This window comes from Pseudomonas sp. ADAK18, from assembly GCF_012935695.1.
Classification (GTDB): domain Bacteria; phylum Pseudomonadota; class Gammaproteobacteria; order Pseudomonadales; family Pseudomonadaceae; genus Aquipseudomonas.
Genome location: NZ_CP052859.1, coordinates 1,621,284 through 1,637,680, shown reverse-complemented (window position 1 = coordinate 1,637,680; position 16,397 = coordinate 1,621,284). Strand labels below are relative to the sequence as shown.

Annotated in this window: 11 protein-coding genes and 1 riboswitch; of the genes, 4 read left to right on the top strand and 7 right to left on the bottom strand. The window is 59.2% G+C overall.

The annotated features are described in order from the left end of the window. The first annotated feature begins 20 nt into the window (after positions 1-20). Positions 21-227: riboswitch (cobalamin riboswitch) on the top strand. A 92-nt stretch (positions 228-319) separates the two neighbouring features. The 4 genes from HKK55_RS07350 to dkgB all read left to right on the top strand — a co-directional run bounded on the left by HKK55_RS07350 (position 320) and on the right by dkgB (position 4,563). Then, entirely contained in the window at positions 320-2,245 is a 1,926-nt protein-coding gene (locus HKK55_RS07350; protein ID WP_169354038.1) for a TonB-dependent siderophore receptor, read from the top strand. An 11-nt stretch (positions 2,246-2,256) separates the two neighbouring features. Beyond that, entirely contained in the window at positions 2,257-2,604 is a 348-nt protein-coding gene (locus HKK55_RS07345) for a ferredoxin (RefSeq protein WP_237151321.1), read from the top strand. Next, the gene (locus HKK55_RS07340; protein ID WP_169354036.1) at positions 2,601-3,527 is read left to right on the top strand and encodes an ABC transporter substrate-binding protein; all 927 of its coding nucleotides are present in this window, start codon (positions 2,601-2,603) and stop codon (positions 3,525-3,527) included. The genes HKK55_RS07345 and HKK55_RS07340 overlap by 4 nt, the downstream gene beginning before the upstream one ends. A gap of 232 nt (positions 3,528-3,759) precedes the next feature. Beyond that, on the top strand, positions 3,760-4,563 hold the full coding sequence (gene dkgB, locus HKK55_RS07335; RefSeq protein ID WP_169354035.1) for a 2,5-didehydrogluconate reductase DkgB: 804 nt from the start codon (positions 3,760-3,762) through the stop codon (positions 4,561-4,563). Here the strand turns inward: dkgB and HKK55_RS07330 are convergent. From HKK55_RS07330 to HKK55_RS07300, 7 genes are all read right to left on the bottom strand, one after another. Further along, positions 4,560-4,994 carry a response regulator transcription factor gene (locus HKK55_RS07330; RefSeq protein ID WP_169354034.1) on the bottom strand — a complete coding sequence of 145 codons (435 nt, stop codon included), beginning with the start codon at positions 4,992-4,994 and terminating at the stop codon, positions 4,560-4,562. The two genes, dkgB and HKK55_RS07330, sit on opposite strands and share 4 nt — an antisense overlap. Positions 4,995-5,141: 147 nt before the next feature. After that, the gene (locus HKK55_RS07325; RefSeq protein WP_169354033.1) at positions 5,142-8,771 is read right to left on the bottom strand and encodes a transporter substrate-binding domain-containing protein; all 3,630 of its coding nucleotides are present in this window, start codon (positions 8,769-8,771) and stop codon (positions 5,142-5,144) included. A gap of 1 nt (position 8,772) precedes the next feature. Beyond that, positions 8,773-9,399 carry a response regulator transcription factor gene (locus tag HKK55_RS07320; RefSeq protein WP_169354032.1) on the bottom strand — a complete coding sequence of 209 codons (627 nt, stop codon included), beginning with the start codon at positions 9,397-9,399 and terminating at the stop codon, positions 8,773-8,775. A gap of 380 nt (positions 9,400-9,779) precedes the next feature. Beyond that, entirely contained in the window at positions 9,780-10,496 is a 717-nt protein-coding gene (locus HKK55_RS07315) for an MgtC/SapB family protein (protein ID WP_169354031.1), read from the bottom strand. A gap of 16 nt (positions 10,497-10,512) precedes the next feature. Continuing rightward, a complete protein-coding gene (gene mgtA / locus HKK55_RS07310) occupies positions 10,513-13,281 on the bottom strand; it encodes a magnesium-translocating P-type ATPase (protein ID WP_169354030.1) in 2,769 nt (922 codons plus the stop codon). Positions 13,282-13,778: 497 nt separating this feature from the next. After that, the gene (locus HKK55_RS07305) at positions 13,779-14,987 is read right to left on the bottom strand and encodes a DSD1 family PLP-dependent enzyme (RefSeq protein ID WP_169357800.1); all 1,209 of its coding nucleotides are present in this window, start codon (positions 14,985-14,987) and stop codon (positions 13,779-13,781) included. Between the two features lie 68 nt (positions 14,988-15,055). Then, positions 15,056-16,384, bottom strand: coding sequence for a D-arabinono-1,4-lactone oxidase (locus HKK55_RS07300; RefSeq protein WP_169357799.1), 1,329 nt, complete (start codon positions 16,382-16,384; stop codon positions 15,056-15,058). Positions 16,385-16,397 lie beyond the last annotated feature (13 nt).

Sequence of the window (16,397 nt, the reverse complement as noted above, 5' to 3'; positions counted from 1 at the left end):
GAACGGTCTTGCGAGTGTTCAGATGCCGCCCAGTTTCAGGTGCCTCATGCCGCCGTGCATGGGGTGAAACGGGAAACCGGTACGCTCTTTCCGAGCCAGTCCGGTGCTGCCCCCGCAACGGTATACGAGTGACCCCTTCGACACACCACTGTGGCCAATCCGCCATGGGAAGGTGAAGGGATCGAGCCTCGTGAGCCCGGAGACCGGCCTGGAATTTCTGTTTGGCAAAATCCTGCGGTGGGCGGGCATGGGCCGGTATTGGCGTGTGCTCGATGCCTTCTCCTGCGTGCTTCTGCGAAAGAAACTTTTCGAGAAGACTATGATTCGACGTTCCTGTACTTCCCTGTTGGGCTGCCTGTTCAGCCCGCTCCTGCTCGCCGATGAAACAGTCTTGGTGCTCAAGCAGCAGATCGTTTCTGCACCCTCGGTGGAGTCCACCACCGTTGCCGAGATGGCTCAGTACGGCAGCAAGGTGGAAGTCGTCACCCGTGAACAGATCGAACGCGCCGGCCCTGGCGCCGATGTTTCGCGGGCCATGCAAATGTTTATCCCCGGTCTCTACGTCGCGCCAAAAAACGGCCCGTTCGACTACGGCACCTATTCCCTGTTGGGCGGACGTAACGATGACACGCTGATCCTGCTGGACGGCGTGCGCCTGAACAATCGCCTGTACGGCGGCCTGTACCTGGACACTCTGCCAGCCAACGCCATCGAGCGCATTGAAGTACTCAAGGGTGGGCAGAGCCTGTTATTCGGCACCCAGGCGGTATCCGGGGTGATCAATATCGTCACCCGCAGCCCGCAGTCACGCGAGGTGTCCGGTGAGGTGAACCTGGGCGTGGATACGTTCGGCGGAACCACCGGCGATGCACGGGCAGAGAAGATTTTCAACAACGACTTCGGCGACCTGGGCTTGCTGGCGTATGTCAACCGTAACGTCTCCGAAGGTTACCAACCGTTTCGCAACCGTGATATGAGAAACGTCACCGACAAGAAGCGCTCCTACGAAGTCAGCACCTTCGGCGGCAAAGCCATTCAGTCTTTCGGTGATGACTCACGGCTGGAGCTGTTCTACCAATATGCTGACGCCAACCTGGATTTCGCCGGTGCCACTAACCACCACAAGACCACCAATGACCGGGTGCAGCAAATCGCCACGGCGACCTTCGAGCAGAGCCTCAACGAGCAGCTGAGCTACTTCATCAAGGGTCATATCAACGACTGGGACACGCGCTACACCAAGATCCTCAACACCGAAAATGGCGGCACCACGGTCAAGAATCACAACGACTATTGGGGCTTCACAGACTGGGGCATACAAGCCGAAGGCAAGGCGGTACTGCCCGGTGATCATGTGCTGGTGTTCGGCTCCGACAACCAGTGGTTCAAGGGCCAGGACGATGTGCTGATCATCGACAACAACAAGGCCCAGGCCCATGCGCTGTATACCCAGTTGCGACCGAAGATCGACGCCCTGCCCGACTGGCACCCCAGCCTCGGCATCCGTCACGAGGCCATGAGCGGCGGCGACAGTGCCACCGTCGGCATGCTCACGTCGCTCTACAACCTCAACGATAACTGGGCATTGCGCGGGCAGTACGGCACGGCCTACAAGCTGCCGAACGCCGAACAGCTGTTCGTCAACGAGCCGGGCGACGAGATGGGCAACCGTAACCTGAAACCGGAGAAAAGCCGCAATGCCGAGTTGGGCGCCGACTACAAAGGCAACCTGCTCGACCGCGACTTCAGCGCCAGCGTGACCGTGTTCAAACGCAAAATCACCGACCTGATTACCCAAGACGGCGAACAGTGGGTCAACGGTCAAGGCCAGATCCAGATGCGCGGCTTCGAGGCCGACGCCAAGCTGGCACTCAACGATCAATGGAGCCTGCAGGCGGACATGACCCGCAATCTCACCGAGTCCCGGGCGGGTGTGACCCTCAACGATATCCCGAGTTTCTTTGCGCGCTTGCGGGTCGGCTACGAATCGGCGGACCGGATGTGGGGCGCGGGCGGCGCGATCCGTTATATCCGCGATGTCATCAGCTCGAAAAAGGTCGAATACGGCCACTACTCGGTGGTGGATGCCGACGCCTATCGCTATCTCGACAACGCCCATCAGCACCGCGTAAGCCTGCTGGTGGAGAACCTGTTCGACCGCGACTACGTCACCAGCCGCTCCGCCAACGTCGATAACCTCGGTCGGCCCTTCACCTCCGAGGTGCGTTATACGTATCGCTTCTGATGAATAAGCCCGTGCAAAACGACACTGTAGAAACCCACCCAGACTGGTCGCACATCCCCGACCACGCCCGCCACGTGTTCCTGTGCACCGGCCCACGCTGCACCCAGCGTGGCGCCTTACAGTTGTGGAAAACGCTGCGCCGCCAGTTGCTCGAGCACGCGTACATCGAAATCCCGGGGGGCGTGCTGCTGACACGCACCCACTGCCAGTTCCCCTGCAACCTGGGACCGATTGTGACGGTGTATCCGGACACCTGCTGGTACGGCGTGCGCACAAAAGCGGACGTGCAACGGCTGGTAGAAGTGCACCTGGTGGGTGGTGAAGTCGTCGACGACCTGCTGATAAAGGCCCGTTCATGAGAAGGCTTTGGCTACTCTTGAGCGCACTGCTCTGGACAACCACGGCGGTGGCCGACAGTTACCGCAATTGCGGCCAGGCTTGGCCCCTTGCCCACTCGCCACCCTCACGCATTGTGGCCCTGAACCAGCATGCCGCCGATCTGTTGTTAGCCCTGGATGTCGGCCCGACGCTGGTGGGTGTGGCGTACCTGGACGACGATGGCATCGCCCAGCGCCAAGGTGAGTATTTCGGCGTGCCCGTGATTGCTCCCCGTTACCCCTCCAGCGAAGTACTGTATGCGCAAAAACCGGACCTGGTGGTGGGCGGTTTCGCCACGGCGTTCGGCAATGGCGTCACGTCCCGAACCGGGCTGGCCGGTAATGGCGTTGGTTCCTACCTGTTGGAATCGGCCTGTGACGGCCATTCCCTGGATTACTTCGGTCACATTCGCAACGACCTGTTCACCCTCGGTACCCTGGTGCATAAACAGCAGTTGGCCCGGGACCTGAGCGACGCCATGGACGCCGACCTGGCCCGCGCCCAGACACTGATCGGACCAGGCAAACCGCTCTCGGTGTTCTACCTGGACAGTGAAGTCAACGGTCTGGACAGCGAAGGCCAGCGTGGTTTTGTCAGCGCCTTGCTGGCCGCTGCGGGCGCCCGCAATCTGTTCGCCGGAATCAATCAATACCGGGTAACAGTGAGCAGTGAAACCCTGTTGATGAGCGACCCGGACGTGATCCTGCTGGCCGACGCCGTATGGTCCCCGGCCCGGCGCAAACGCCAGCTACTGACTCGGGATCCGGTGCTGTCTCGGCTAAGGGCGGTGCGGGAAAATCGCATGATTGATATCCCCTTCACCCACCTGGTACCGACGGTGGGCAGTGGACGCGTGGTGTTGGACCTGGCACAAAAACTCAAAGATTTATCACTCCCTCCGTAGCCGCTGTCGAGCCCAAGCGAGGCTGCGTCGAATGCGACTCGGAGGGGTAACCGAGGTGCGACCTACGCAGCCTCGCTTGGGCTCGACAGCGGCTACGGGGACTCTTCGCGACTCAAGTTTCCCTGACACTCATGACTTTTGGTAAAGAGTCCTTTTCGGATTCGGCGGTTTTTCTCAAGGAACCGGGGGCGGATACTCGACACCATTGTTCACGCCCCATCAGGAGTCATTCATGTCTATTCCCGCATTCGGCCTCGGCACCTTTCGCCTGCAAGGCCAGGTCGTCATCGATTCCGTCAGTACCGGCCTTGAACTGGGTTACCGCGTCATCGATACCGCGCAAATCTACGAAAACGAAGCCGACGTCGGCCAAGCCATTGCTGACAGTGGTATCCCACGGGACGAGCTGTTTATCACCAGCAAAATCTGGATCGCCCATTTCGCCGAAGGACTGTTGATCCCCAGCCTCAAGGAAAGCCTGCGCAAGCTCCAGACCGATTACCTGGACCTGACGCTGATCCACTGGCCATCGCCGGAAGACCAGGTACCGGTCGCCGAATTCATGGGCCAGTTGCTGGAAGCCAAGCGCCTGGGCCTGACGCGACAAATAGGCATATCCAACTTCACCGTCGACCTGATGAAACAAGCGATTGCCGCCGTGGGCGCCGAGAACATCGCCACTAACCAGATCGAACTGCACCCGTACCTGCAAAACCGTACCGTGGTGGGGTTCGCCAAATCCCAAGGCATTCAGATCACGTCCTACATGACCCTGGCCTACGGCGAAGTGCTGAAAGATCCGATCATCCAACAGATCGCCGAACGCCATCACGCCACCGCTGCACAAGTCACCCTGGCCTGGGCCATGCAATTGGGCTACGCGGTAATCCCTTCTTCGACCCAGCGTGCCAATCTGCAAAGCAACCTCAAGACCCTGGAGCTGACCTTGAGCGAGGCCGACATGGCCCAGATCGCTGGGCTGGAACGCGGCCATCGCCTGACCAGTCCCAAGGGTATCGCGCCGAACTGGGACTAATGGGCTCGGCTGCGGGACAACTCCCGCAGCCACGGCAGCACCCGTAAGCCGGTAGCCGATGACGGAGGGTCGATGATGTCCATGAAATGCTCAAGGTTGATGCTGTCTGGCACCCCCGGCAATCGCACAACGAGCGAAGGTGTCGCAACAGCGGCCGTACTCCGTTCCTGATCGTCGTAGACCAATACATGGCGAATCTGCGGGTGTTGTTGCTGGAAGGCTGCGACCTCGTCATCACCCGTGACCAGGCCTGCGTTGAAAATCAGAACGTCAAATGGCTCTGCCGGCAGGGCCGTAAGTATCAGTACCTCTTCGAAGGTCTGCACCGGGACGATGCGGTAGTAGCCCAGTTGGTTGAGCATTTTTTCAATGGACAGCCGTGGCAGGTGCTGTGCATCGGCGATCAGGATGGTCAGTGCTTTGTTTGGCATGGTGAACCCCTGAGCATGCATCGCTCATTGAAGAAAGGAGCGGCCCATTCTCCAGACATATTCCGAAGACAAAATCAGCCTTGTTCCACCTTCGCGTAGGAGTTCTCCCAAATACCTCAAGCGACTGCAAACAATGCGATATGCCAGTCAAGGCCGATTGCAATAGGTGGTCAGCGTGTGATGCAGCAGATCAATGGCGTTGCGTACACCTTCCACCGCCGCAGCCAATGCTTCACGGTCCTTGCGCTCACAGACACCTTCCAATGCCTCACAACCGATAATCAGCGCCTGGGCCTTGACCATGCGCGCGCCACCCTTGGCCCTGTGGGCCAGGTCATGCAACTGGGCAAAATCAACCTTGTGCTGCAGTTGTGGCAGCAGTGCGCGGTCAGCCGACAGGCTGTCGAGTAACGGGGCCAGCAACTCTCTAATCGCTTCGGCGTCATCACCCGTCAGCTTCACCAGATGGCTCAAGTCAATATCAGCCAGGGTGTTCTCAGCCACCGATGGATTGGCCGCCCGCGAAGCCAATGCCGCGTGTAAATCCTCAAGCCCCGTGGGTTTGAACAGGCAGCCGTCCATACCGGCCTCCAAGCAACGCTCCTTCTCCTCCGGCCGGGCGTTGGCGGTAAACCCCAGTAACAGACAAGGTGCCAGCCCACGTTCGCGCTCTTGCTCACGAATGTCCCGTGCCAACTGGTACCCGTCCTTGAAGGGCATGTTGCAATCGGTGATGACACCGTCAAAGCGCCCGGCCCGCCAGCACTCCAGACCCTGCACACCATCCTCGGCGGTACTGATCCGGTGCCCGAGAAAACTCAATTGCCGAGCTAGCAGCAGGCGATTGGCCGGATAGTCATCCACCACCAGGATACTCAACACATGAGCAGGTGGCGCTTCCAGCGCAACGGGTATCACCGGCACCGGGGGTGACGTCGCCACCGCTAACGCCAGCGTGACATCCACCCGCGTGCCCTGCCCCAGGATGCTGCTCAACTGCAACTGACCGCCCATCATCTCGCACAGATTGCGACTGATCACCAACCCCAGACCAGAGCCACTGCGTGCCGATTGCTCAGTATTATTGCCCCCTTGGATAAACGGGCTGAACAGTCGTTGCCGATCTTCGGTACTGATGCCGATACCGGTATCCTCCACACATAGCCGCAAACTCAGATAGCCATTGGCAACAGCGGGTGATCCATAAGCACTGAGCCGTACCTGGCCGCTCTCGGTGAACTTGATCGCGTTACTCAGCAGGTTGGATACCACCTGTTTGAAACGCATCGGGTCGATTAGCACAGGGCGATCAATCAACGGATCAAGCTCCACCAGCAGCGCCAGTCCTTTGGCACGCGCAAGGCCTTCGAAGACCCGCGCCACGGACTCCAGTTGCTCACGCAGATTCGAGGGTTCCAGGGCCAGGGACAGATGGCCGGACTCGATGCGGGCAACGTCGAGAATATCGCCGATCAATTCCAGCATGCCTCGCGAAGCCACCGAGGCGACCTCCAGCGCATCACGATCCACCCGGCCCTGCTCGGCATTTTTCAGGGCCAACTCGATCATGCCGATCACCGCATTCATGGGCGTACGGATCTCATGGCTCATGGTCGCCAGGAACGTCGTCTTGGCGCGGTTAGCCGTATCGGCGTCGTCCTTGGCCTCTTGCAATTGGCCCAGCAACAGTTGCCGCTCACTGACATCCACCCAGCCGGCGATCATGCCCACTACCTTCTCGTCACCGTCCCGGTACGGCAGCATCCAGTGGTAGATGGTCAAGATCGCGCGACCAGGCACTTTAAGCACACGATCATGAATCTGCGGCTCTCCGCGCTCCATCAATCGCAGATAATCTTCATGATAAGACTGGGCTTGCGGGGAGTTGCCGCTGTCGGTTTCTACAACTGTCTTGCCTATCACCTCCTCCAGCTTGAAGCCAAACACATCAAGGTAGGCGCTGTTGCAGGCCATCAGCCGCCCCAGGCGATCGCGGACATAAATCGGGTGAGGCGTACCATCGATCAACACGCCCATGAAACGCATCTGATCACTCAGGGCACGCTCGGCCTGGGCACGCTTTTGTATCAGGCTGCGCAAGTAGATGGCCCACCCCAGGGTAATCAGCAAAAGCAACGCCGCCAGGCCAAAGCCCTGAATAATCGTGTTGCGATGGCGTAGCCAATGGCTGTCTTCGATCACCACTTCACTGCGCCAGAGGTTAGCCAACTCATCCATTTCCTGGGGCGTGATGCTCAACAGCGCCTTGTCCAGGATCGAGTACAACTCCAACTGACTGCGGTTAACGCCAAAGGTGATCTGCGCCGGCTCGGCACCGACGGTACTGGTCACCCGCAAGCGATCACGGTACTGGTGGGCGATCATGTAGCGCGCACTGATCAGCATGTTGACCGTCGCATCGGCACCTCCGTTGGCCACCAGCGCCATGCCCTGCTCGGGGTTTTCAACGTCCACAAGCCGGATGTCGGGAAACTCATGAGCGATCCCTTCCCATATGCCATTACCACCATTGAGCGCCAGGCGTTTTCCCGACATATCCTCCAGCGTGACCGGGCTGCTCGCGCTGTTGCGGCTCACCAGCACAAACGGATTGGTCAGGTAAGGCCTGGTAAAACGGATCTTGTCCGCCCGTTCAGTGCTGGGAGTGACGACCGCAATCATGTCTGCGGTACCGGCGTTGACCTGATCAATCTGTCGGGATAACGAGCTGCCCTGCACCACATCGAACTTCAACCCGGTACGCAAGCTGATCCGTGCCAGAACTTCGGCACTCAGGCCTTGAAACTGACCCTGTTCATTAAAAAATGAAAGCGGCAGGAACTTGTCGAGCACCGCGACTTTTACTCGCGGATTTCTCTCCAGCCAACGTTGTTCGCTGGTACTCAAGCGCAACCGCTCCGAACCGATAAAACCGAGATTACCCGCACTCCAGCGGCGCAATATCTCCATCTGTTCGTTAGCAGGAATCACTGCCAGCGCCGCATTTATGATGTGCAATAGACGGGTATTGTCCCGCGCGAATGCAAAGGCAAAGGGATTAACCTCCAGTGCCGAAAAGTCGGCCATTCGTACGTTGTTCAGGTGGTTCTTGTTGATCAGGTAATTGGCGCTGATCGCATCTCCAAGATAGACATCCGCCCGACCAAACGCTACGGCACCGATGGCCTCGAAGGTCGACGGAAACAGCTGCAACGTGGCATCGGGATAAAACGCCTTTACCGCGTCAGGTTGCATGTAGTGATAAAGCATCGCCAGACGCTTGCCCGCCAGATCGACGCTTAAAGCCTGACTATCTCCCGCTCGAGTCACCAGCGTGGGTTGATCGCTGGCATAGGAGCGCGACAGGATGAGTTGTGGGTCAGCGGCCTCGTAACCGTTGGCCGAACCCAGAAAGTCGACCTCGCCACGCTTGAGGGCGGCGATGACGTCATGCCGGTTGTCATAACGCCGGACCTTGATCTTGATATTTAGCGCCTCGGCAACCAGCGCCGCGTAATCAGCGGTAATCCCTTCAAGTTCATCGTTATTGTTGCTCAATTCGAATGGCGAGTAATCGGGCGCAGAAATCCCCATCGACAACATCCGCCGCTCTCGCAACCAGCGCCAGTCGACCTCCTCCAGCGTCACGGTTCGGCCCTCAAGACTGGAATGTCCCAACAAGCGCAGCGAGTGTGGCTCGCCAAGGGCCGTTCCCAACATGGAGAGCAGGCTTACCCATAGGAATGCGATGAGCCATGACGCCCGGAATGTGGTCATCTCAGATCAGATGATTGCGCTGGGCGAACTTGGACAAATGCACCACCGAGGACATCTTCAGTTTCTCCTTCAACCGGGTTTTATAGGTACTGATGGTTTTGTGGCTGAGCAGCATATCCTCGGCAATTTCCTTATTACCCAAGCCCAAGGCAAGCTTCTGCAACACCGTCAGTTCACGGTCCGAAAGTGCGGCGACCAACTCCAGCTCAGTGGACTGCAAATCATCCCGGCGTACCGAGCTGGTGGGCAGGCTGGGGAAACAACTGTAGTTGGACATGACCGCCTTGATGGCTTTTTGCAGCTCGTCCAGCTCACCGGTTTTGGCAACAAACCCCATCGCACCGGCACGCATGCAGCGCGCGGAAAAAAACACCGCCAGGTACGAGGTCAGCACAAGGATCTTGCACGGCAGGCCTAACGCCTTGACCCGGCTGATCACCTCCAGCCCACCCAGCTTCGGCATGGCCAGATCGAGAATGATCAGGTCCGGCCGTTCCTCCCTGGCGAACTGCATGGCATCAGCACCGTTGCCGGCCTCAAAAATCTTGTCGAAGCCTTCCTGCCTGAGCAGATACTTGACGGTTGACCGAATAAACGGATGATCATCCACTATTAGCGCTTTACTCATGCGACTCCCTTGAGAAGACTCCTGCCTCATTGATTCCATCACTGACGGCTTGATGAATTCATCAAGGCGTCAATACCCTTACACGCCGCACGGGGCCTGGCTACCTGTGAGAAATGACAGTTCCGACGAACGGCACTGCGTACTCCCAAGCCTCCCAGACAAGCCTGGCCCTCTATTTAAAAAACAGCACCTTCCTTACCGGCTAGGCGCAAGCGCGCAACATTAGCAATGGAAACGCTTTCCAGATGAAGGGTAATTCCTACTCACATGTAGGATTTATCCTCATGAGAAGCATAGTAAAAATCACCGAGGGAGGCAGGCTACGGCACTCTTCCTCTCTGCAAAGGACAGCCATGGCGCTTGCTGACAAGCAGCATGAGCTAATCGGTAGTACTCGGGCTCCAGAAAGCTTGCACCACCAGGGCCGAGGTGGAGATACGCGAGACCAGCGCGTCCAGTTCGTCGCCGTCCACCGACGTCACCGCCAGGGTAGCCTCGATTTCCACTTCTTCGCTGCCGAAGGGGCGCACGTCGACGTCACTGGCCGGATAGTTACACCGCGCCAGTTCCGCTTCCAACAAGGCCAATACGGCCTTTTGCTGGGTGCGGCGGGCGATCACGTAGAGGATGTTGGTGACCTCGGCCGACACCACATCCAGAGGCTGGCGGTTGATGTTGTTAACGATAGGTCGCAGCAAGGTATTGGCCGCCAGGATAAACAACGTGCCCAGCAGCGCTTCAAGGATCAGGTCTGCACCGGCACAGGCACCCACGGCCGCCGAGGCCCACAGGGTGGCCGCCGTGTTCAGGCCGCGCACATTGCCTTCCTCGCGCATGATCACACCTGCGCCCAGAAAACCGATGCCCGAGACCACATAGGCGACCACCCGTACGGCCCCTTCCGCACCGCCCAGGCGGTTGGCCATGTCGACGAAAATCGCCGCCCCCACCGCCACCAGCACATTAGTGCGCAAACCGGCGGTGCGCTGGCGGTATTGACGTTCAAACCCGATCAGCCCCCCGAGGATGAAGGCCGCACTGAGGCTGACCAGGGTGTCGATCAGGGAATTGAGGTTGATGTTGTTGATTGCTTGCATGAAAAACCTTCCTTGTTCACTGCCAGCCAAACTTACGAATATAGAAACCTTTCACCGCCTGAGTCAGCGCCATGTACGCCAGCAGGATCACCGGCAGAAACACGAAATACAGCGACGGCAGCGCCTGCAATTTGAAGTAATGCGCCAACGGGCCCATCGGCAGGAAAATCCCCACCGCCATGATCACGCCCGTCATCACCATCAACGGCATCGCCGCACGGCTCTGCAGGAAGGGGATTTTCGGGGTACGGATCATGTGCACGATCAGCGTCTGGGTCAGCAGTCCCACCACAAACCAGCCTGACTGAAACAGGGTTTGATGGTCCGGCGTATTAGCGTCGAAGACATACCACATCAAGGCGAACGTGGTGATGTCAAAGATCGAACTGATGGGCCCGAAGAACAGCATGAAGCGTCCCACGTCACCGGGCTGCCAACGTTGCGGCTTGCTCAGCATCTCCTCGTCGACGTTGTCGAATGGAATGGCGATCTGCGAAATGTCATACAACAGGTTCTGCACCAGCAAGTGCATCGGCAACATCGGCAGGAATGGGATAAAGGCACTGGCCACCAGCACCGAGAACACGTTGCCGAAGTTCGAACTGGCGGTCATCTTGATGTACTTGAGCATGTTGGCGAAGGTGCGACGGCCTTCCAGCACGCCCTCCTCCAGGATCATCAGGCTCTTTTCCAACAGAATGATGTCGGCCGCTTCTTTGGCGATGTCCACGGCGCTGTCCACCGAAATACCAATGTCCGCGGTACGCAGGGCCGGCGCGTCGTTGATACCGTCGCCCATGAAACCCACCACATGGCCGTTGGCCTTGAGCAGGCGCACGATGCGCTCCTTGTGGGACGGCGTCAGCTTGGCAAACACGTTGGTGGTTTCCACCGCCTGGGCCAGTTGCGTGTCGCTCATGCGTTCGATGTCGTTGCCCATCAGCAGGCCTTGCTGCTCCAGGCCGACTTCGCGGCAGATCTTCGCGGTCACCAGTTCGTTGTCGCCGGTCAGGACTTTCACCGCCACACCGTGGGCCTTCAGGGCCTTGAGCGCGGGCGCAGTGCTTTCTTTAGGTGGATCGAGGAACGCCACATAACCGATCAGGGTCAGGTCGCGCTCATCGGCCAGGCTGTAGGTGTCGCGCCCAGCCGCCATGGGTTGCGCCGCGACAGCGACCACCCGCAGGCCTTCTTCGTTGAAGGCAGCAGTGACCTGGCGAATCTGTGTCAACAGTTCGTCCGTCAACGGCTGGTTGATATCGCCGTGGCGCACGTTGTTGCACACCGCAAGGATTTCTTCCACGGCGCCCTTGCAGATCAACAGGTGTGGCTGGCCCTGCTCGGCCACCACCACCGACATGCGCCGCCGGTTGAAGTCGAACGGGATCTCGTCGACCTTCTGGAATGCCGTACCGACTTTCAACTCGCGGTGCACTTCAACGTGTTCCAGCACCGCTACGTCCAGCAGGTTTTTCAGCCCGGTCTGGTAGTAACTATTGAGGTAAGCCATTTCCAGCACGTCATCCGACTCTTCGCCCCACACGTCCACATGGCGTGCGAGGAAGATCTTGTCCTGGGTCAGGGTGCCGGTCTTGTCAGTGCACAGCACGTCCATGGCGCCGAAGTTCTGGATCGCGTCCAGGCGCTTGACGATGACTTTTTTACGCGACAGGAACACCGCACCCTTGGCCAGGGTCGAGGTGACGATCATCGGCAGCATTTCCGGGGTCAAGCCCACAGCAATCGACAGCGCAAACAACAGGGCCTCGGTCCAGTCGCCCTTGGTGAAACCGTTGATGAACAGTACCAGCGGCGCCATCACGAACATGAAGCGGATCAACAACCAACTGACCTTGTTGACGCCGTGCTGGAACGAGGTCGTCACCCGATCTGTCGCGGTGACCCGCTGGGCCAGGGTGCCGAAATAGGTGCTGTTGCCGGTGGTCAGTACCACCGCCGTGGCCGCGCCGGACACCACGTTGGTGCCCATGAACAGGATGTTGTCCAAGTCCAGGGGGTTGAGGGTCTTGGCGTCCTGCTGCTGAGCGAATTTCTCCACCGGCATGGACTCACCGGTCATCGCTGCCTGGCTGACAAACAAATCCTTGGCGCTGAGTACGCGGCAATCGGCGGGGATCATGTCGCCGGCCGACAGCACGATCAGATCACCCGGTACCAGTTGCTTGATCGGCAACTCGATACGCTGCACGCCTTCGGCCGCCAGCGCTGCCGCACCGAGGAATCGGCCCAAGCCATGGGCCGGCTCATTGCCCATGTCCCGCCGCAATACGGTGGCGGTGTTGCTGACCATGGCCTTGAGGGCATCGGCGGCCTTGTTCGACTTGGCCTCTTGCCAGAACCGCAGCAACGTCGACAGCACCACCATGGAAAAAATCACCGTGGCGGCCTTCATGTCGTCGGTCAGCCAGGAGATTAACGCCAACAAGGTCAGCAGCAAGTTGAACGGGTTTTTGTAGCAGTGCCACAGGTGCACCCACCACGGCAGCGGCTGCTCGTGCTCGACTTCATTGAGGCCGTACTGAACCCGCAGCGCATCGGCTTCCTGGACGCGCAAGCCGTCAACATGACTGCCCAAGCGAACCAGCAGCGGCACGGGCTCACTATTGGCCGCCGTCACCAGGGTTTGTGCCAGGGTGGGCGGCACCTCGCGGCTGACACTGGCATCGGTCAAGGTTTCAAACAGGGCCAGACGCCGGAAGTGCCGGGCGATATGCCGGGTCCGCAGGAAGCCGGCGAAGAACTCTTTCAACAGAGTGAGTTTCATGGTGTAACTCCTGCGCGAGGAAACCTTCGGGCAGGTACGACCGTCCTGGGGCCGTGGCCGGGTCACGGGCACGACAGGATAGGCCCGCCTGTCGCAAACGACAGGCGCGTCCGTAGTACTGCGATGCAAGGCATCACGTACTGTTCAGCGTCGATGAGAGGACTTCGGGCCACAGGCCAGGACTGGCCGTGACGGGATGCCGTTTCTCGCTTTTTCGGCGAGACAACGGCACAGGAAAATGCGCGTTATCTTGCCAAGTATGTGCCGGTTACTACAACCAGCCGACGACTGTCACTCGAACAAGTACCCACTGAGGGTCTCCGCTATTGATGAAAACGCGCGAAGCTTACGCCCCGTTACATGGAGAGTAAACCGTAGGAAAGTTTCCGCAGGAGGAATAGGAGGATTCTTCAGGAATGGTTCAGGTTGTTGGGCTTGGGCTGGGTACATATCCGTTGCTGCGGTAACGGATATGCACCCCAAATTCAACCAGCCGGTCAGCCATAAACCGGCCAACGCTCAACAATCTTCCCACCCCGCACCGCCAACAAATCCCCAAACTGCAGCAGCACGAACTCACTCTGAGTTGGACGCAAAAACACCTGGTCCTCCACGTTCAAGGCCACCTTGGGCGACCCATTCACCATCTCCTGATTAGAACTACGCCCATACAATTCATTGCTTTGCAGCCCCTCGGGCGACTCGAACTGCGCCAGCCAATTACCGCCATAGATAAAGAACGTGGCTCGCTGGTTACGGTCCCACCACGAGAACAACCGGGACTTGTCATCCAACGCCGGAATATTCACCGCCCCCGTGCTTTTCAGTACCGGCGTGGCAATAAAGGCCGCCGGCACATGCTCACTCAAAGACGGTAAGTCGTAGTGCGTCGGCTTGAGCATCGCCGTACCCACCGACACTTCACTGCTCAGACGCTCCTGCTCATGAATGCGATAGGTCGGACTGCCGGCGGTGTTCAGCGTCAGATCATCACGCCACAAAGGCGCAAACTGCTGGCGGGTGTAGTCGACGTAGCCGTTGTACTGCTGCATGACCTTGTCGAACAGTGCCTGGGGCGAGCCAAGAATCCCCGGCACGCCCATACCAACAAACGGGTCGTAGCCCATAAACCCGGAAAACTCCAAGTGCTGCGGATGAGCACTGATCATCCCGAGCATCTGCCCCAGCACGGCGTTGTCGCTGATACCGCCACGGTGCAGGCCCACATCCAGCTCGATATTGACCCGCATCTTCGTCCCCATGCCCTGGGCCAGCGCCAGGTACTGCTGCAAACGTTCGGGGGTGTCCAGCAACCACTGCAACTGCCGCGCTGGATCAAATGCACCCTTGTGCAGTTGATAAAACAGCTCGGCAGAACGTACCGGCAACGGCTTGCCCAGCAGGATATCGGCGTCGGGAAAAACCTCGGCGTCGTGGTTGAGGAACGGCTGATGAAACGACATCAAGCGCTGGGTACCGGCACGTTTGGCGATGTAAGTCAGCAACCCTGGCGACGGCAGGGATTTCTCCACCAGGCGCAGGTGCTTGCCCCCGCGCTGCACCGACTGCATCACCACATCGATATTGTGATCCAGACGGTCCAGGTCGATCAGCATCACCGGGCGCATCGGCCCATGGGCCTTGAGCTCCTGGTTCAATGCGCGGAAATAGTCGCTGTAGGGACTGCCGCGATCACCTGGGCGCAGCAAGGCTGCACCGCCGACCACCAGCGCTCCGAATCCAAGCGTACCGAGCATGAAGTTTCTGCGGTTCATCAGGCCACTCCCAGGATCGATGACAGGTGCGCATTGAGGAACTTACCGCTGGGGTCCAGCGCCTGACGCACCCGCGTGAACTCCTCCCAACGCGGGTAAAGCGGCTGCAAGTTGCGCGCATTGAGGGTGTGCAATTTGCCCCAGTGAGGCCTGCCGGCGTACTTCCAGAAGATCGGTTCCACAGCCGCGAAAAAGTTGTGATGGTCCATGGTGTAGTGCTGATGCACGGAGATCGAACAGCTGTCACGCCCTTCGAACATGCTCAAGGGAATGTCGTCAGCCTTAACGTAGCGGTACTCGATGGGAAACCAGGTGCGCAGGTCCTTGTCGCTGATCAGCTTGAGGATTTCCCGCAGGCAGGCCGGGCCGTGCTCGGCGGGTACCGAGTACTCCATTTCGTTGAAGCGCACGTTGCGCACGTTGGCATAGACCTGGAACGACTCGGCGACCCGGTCCTCGAAGCTGGCGAAATAGCGCAGGCTGTTAAGCAAGGTGCGTCGGGCCTCGGGGAAGTCGCTGCCGTATTTGTCGAGCTTCTCGATGATCGAGACGAACTCATTGCCGCCCGCCTCGGCCGGGTCGATGGGCGGCGTCTCGGCGTCGGTGGTTTCATTCAGGGCGATGGACAGGGCGTAATCGGAATGAGTGACCACGAGCATTTCCCAGTGCTGGTTTTCCCGGGTGTTCTTTTCTACGTCTTCCAGCAACTCTTCGGTCTTGGCGATCCATTGCCGTTCCCGCAGGCGATACGGCGCACGGTTCTGCGAACGGACTTGAGTCGCCACGCCGAGAGCACCGAGGGACACCCGCGCGGCGTTGAACACCTCGGGATGACGCTGGGCATCGCAATCCAGAACCTCGCCCTGGGCAGTGACCAGTTGCAGGCCGGTGACGCAGCCGGAATACGAGGTGAAGCCCACGCCGGTGCCGTGGGTCGAGGTGGAGATAGCGCCGGCCAGGGTCTGGTAATCAATATCCGCCATATTGGGCAAGGCCTGGCCGACGGCCTTCAGGGCCGGGCCCATGCGCGACATCGGCGTACCGGCGGCAAAGGTCGCTTGCAAAGTCTTGGGGTCGTGATCCAGCAGCCCGTTGAAAAAGCTCAGGGACAGCAATGTCCCGTCCGTGGGCACCAAGGCACTGAACGAGTGGCCCGCACCCACCGGCCGTATCTTGCCCGGGGCCTGACCAATCACCTGCACCAGTTCATCCAGGTTTTTCGGCGCCAGGCGCGCCAGGGGCAGGCAGTTTTGCGCCCCCGACCAGTTGCGCCAGGGAATCAGCCGTGGCGCGCGGGCCAGTTGCGCCAGCACCGGGTTGCTGTTCAACGCCAGGAACGCC

Excerpts from the sequence above, each read along its gene's own strand:
- HKK55_RS07350 (WP_169354038.1), top strand. The coding sequence starts at position 320 with ATGATTCGACGTTCCTGTACTTCCCTGTTGGGCTGCCTGTTCAGCCCG.
- HKK55_RS07340 (WP_169354036.1), top strand. The coding sequence starts at position 2,601 with ATGAGAAGGCTTTGGCTACTCTTGAGCGCACTGCTCTGGACAACCACG.
- dkgB (WP_169354035.1), top strand. The coding sequence starts at position 3,760 with ATGTCTATTCCCGCATTCGGCCTCGGCACCTTTCGCCTGCAAGGCCAG.
- HKK55_RS07330 (WP_169354034.1), bottom strand. The coding sequence starts at position 4,994 with ATGCCAAACAAAGCACTGACCATCCTGATCGCCGATGCACAGCACCTG.
- HKK55_RS07325 (WP_169354033.1), bottom strand. The coding sequence starts at position 8,771 with ATGACCACATTCCGGGCGTCATGGCTCATCGCATTCCTATGGGTAAGC.
- HKK55_RS07320 (WP_169354032.1), bottom strand. The coding sequence starts at position 9,399 with ATGAGTAAAGCGCTAATAGTGGATGATCATCCGTTTATTCGGTCAACC.
- HKK55_RS07315 (WP_169354031.1), bottom strand. The coding sequence starts at position 10,496 with ATGCAAGCAATCAACAACATCAACCTCAATTCCCTGATCGACACCCTG.
- mgtA (WP_169354030.1), bottom strand. The coding sequence starts at position 13,281 with ATGAAACTCACTCTGTTGAAAGAGTTCTTCGCCGGCTTCCTGCGGACC.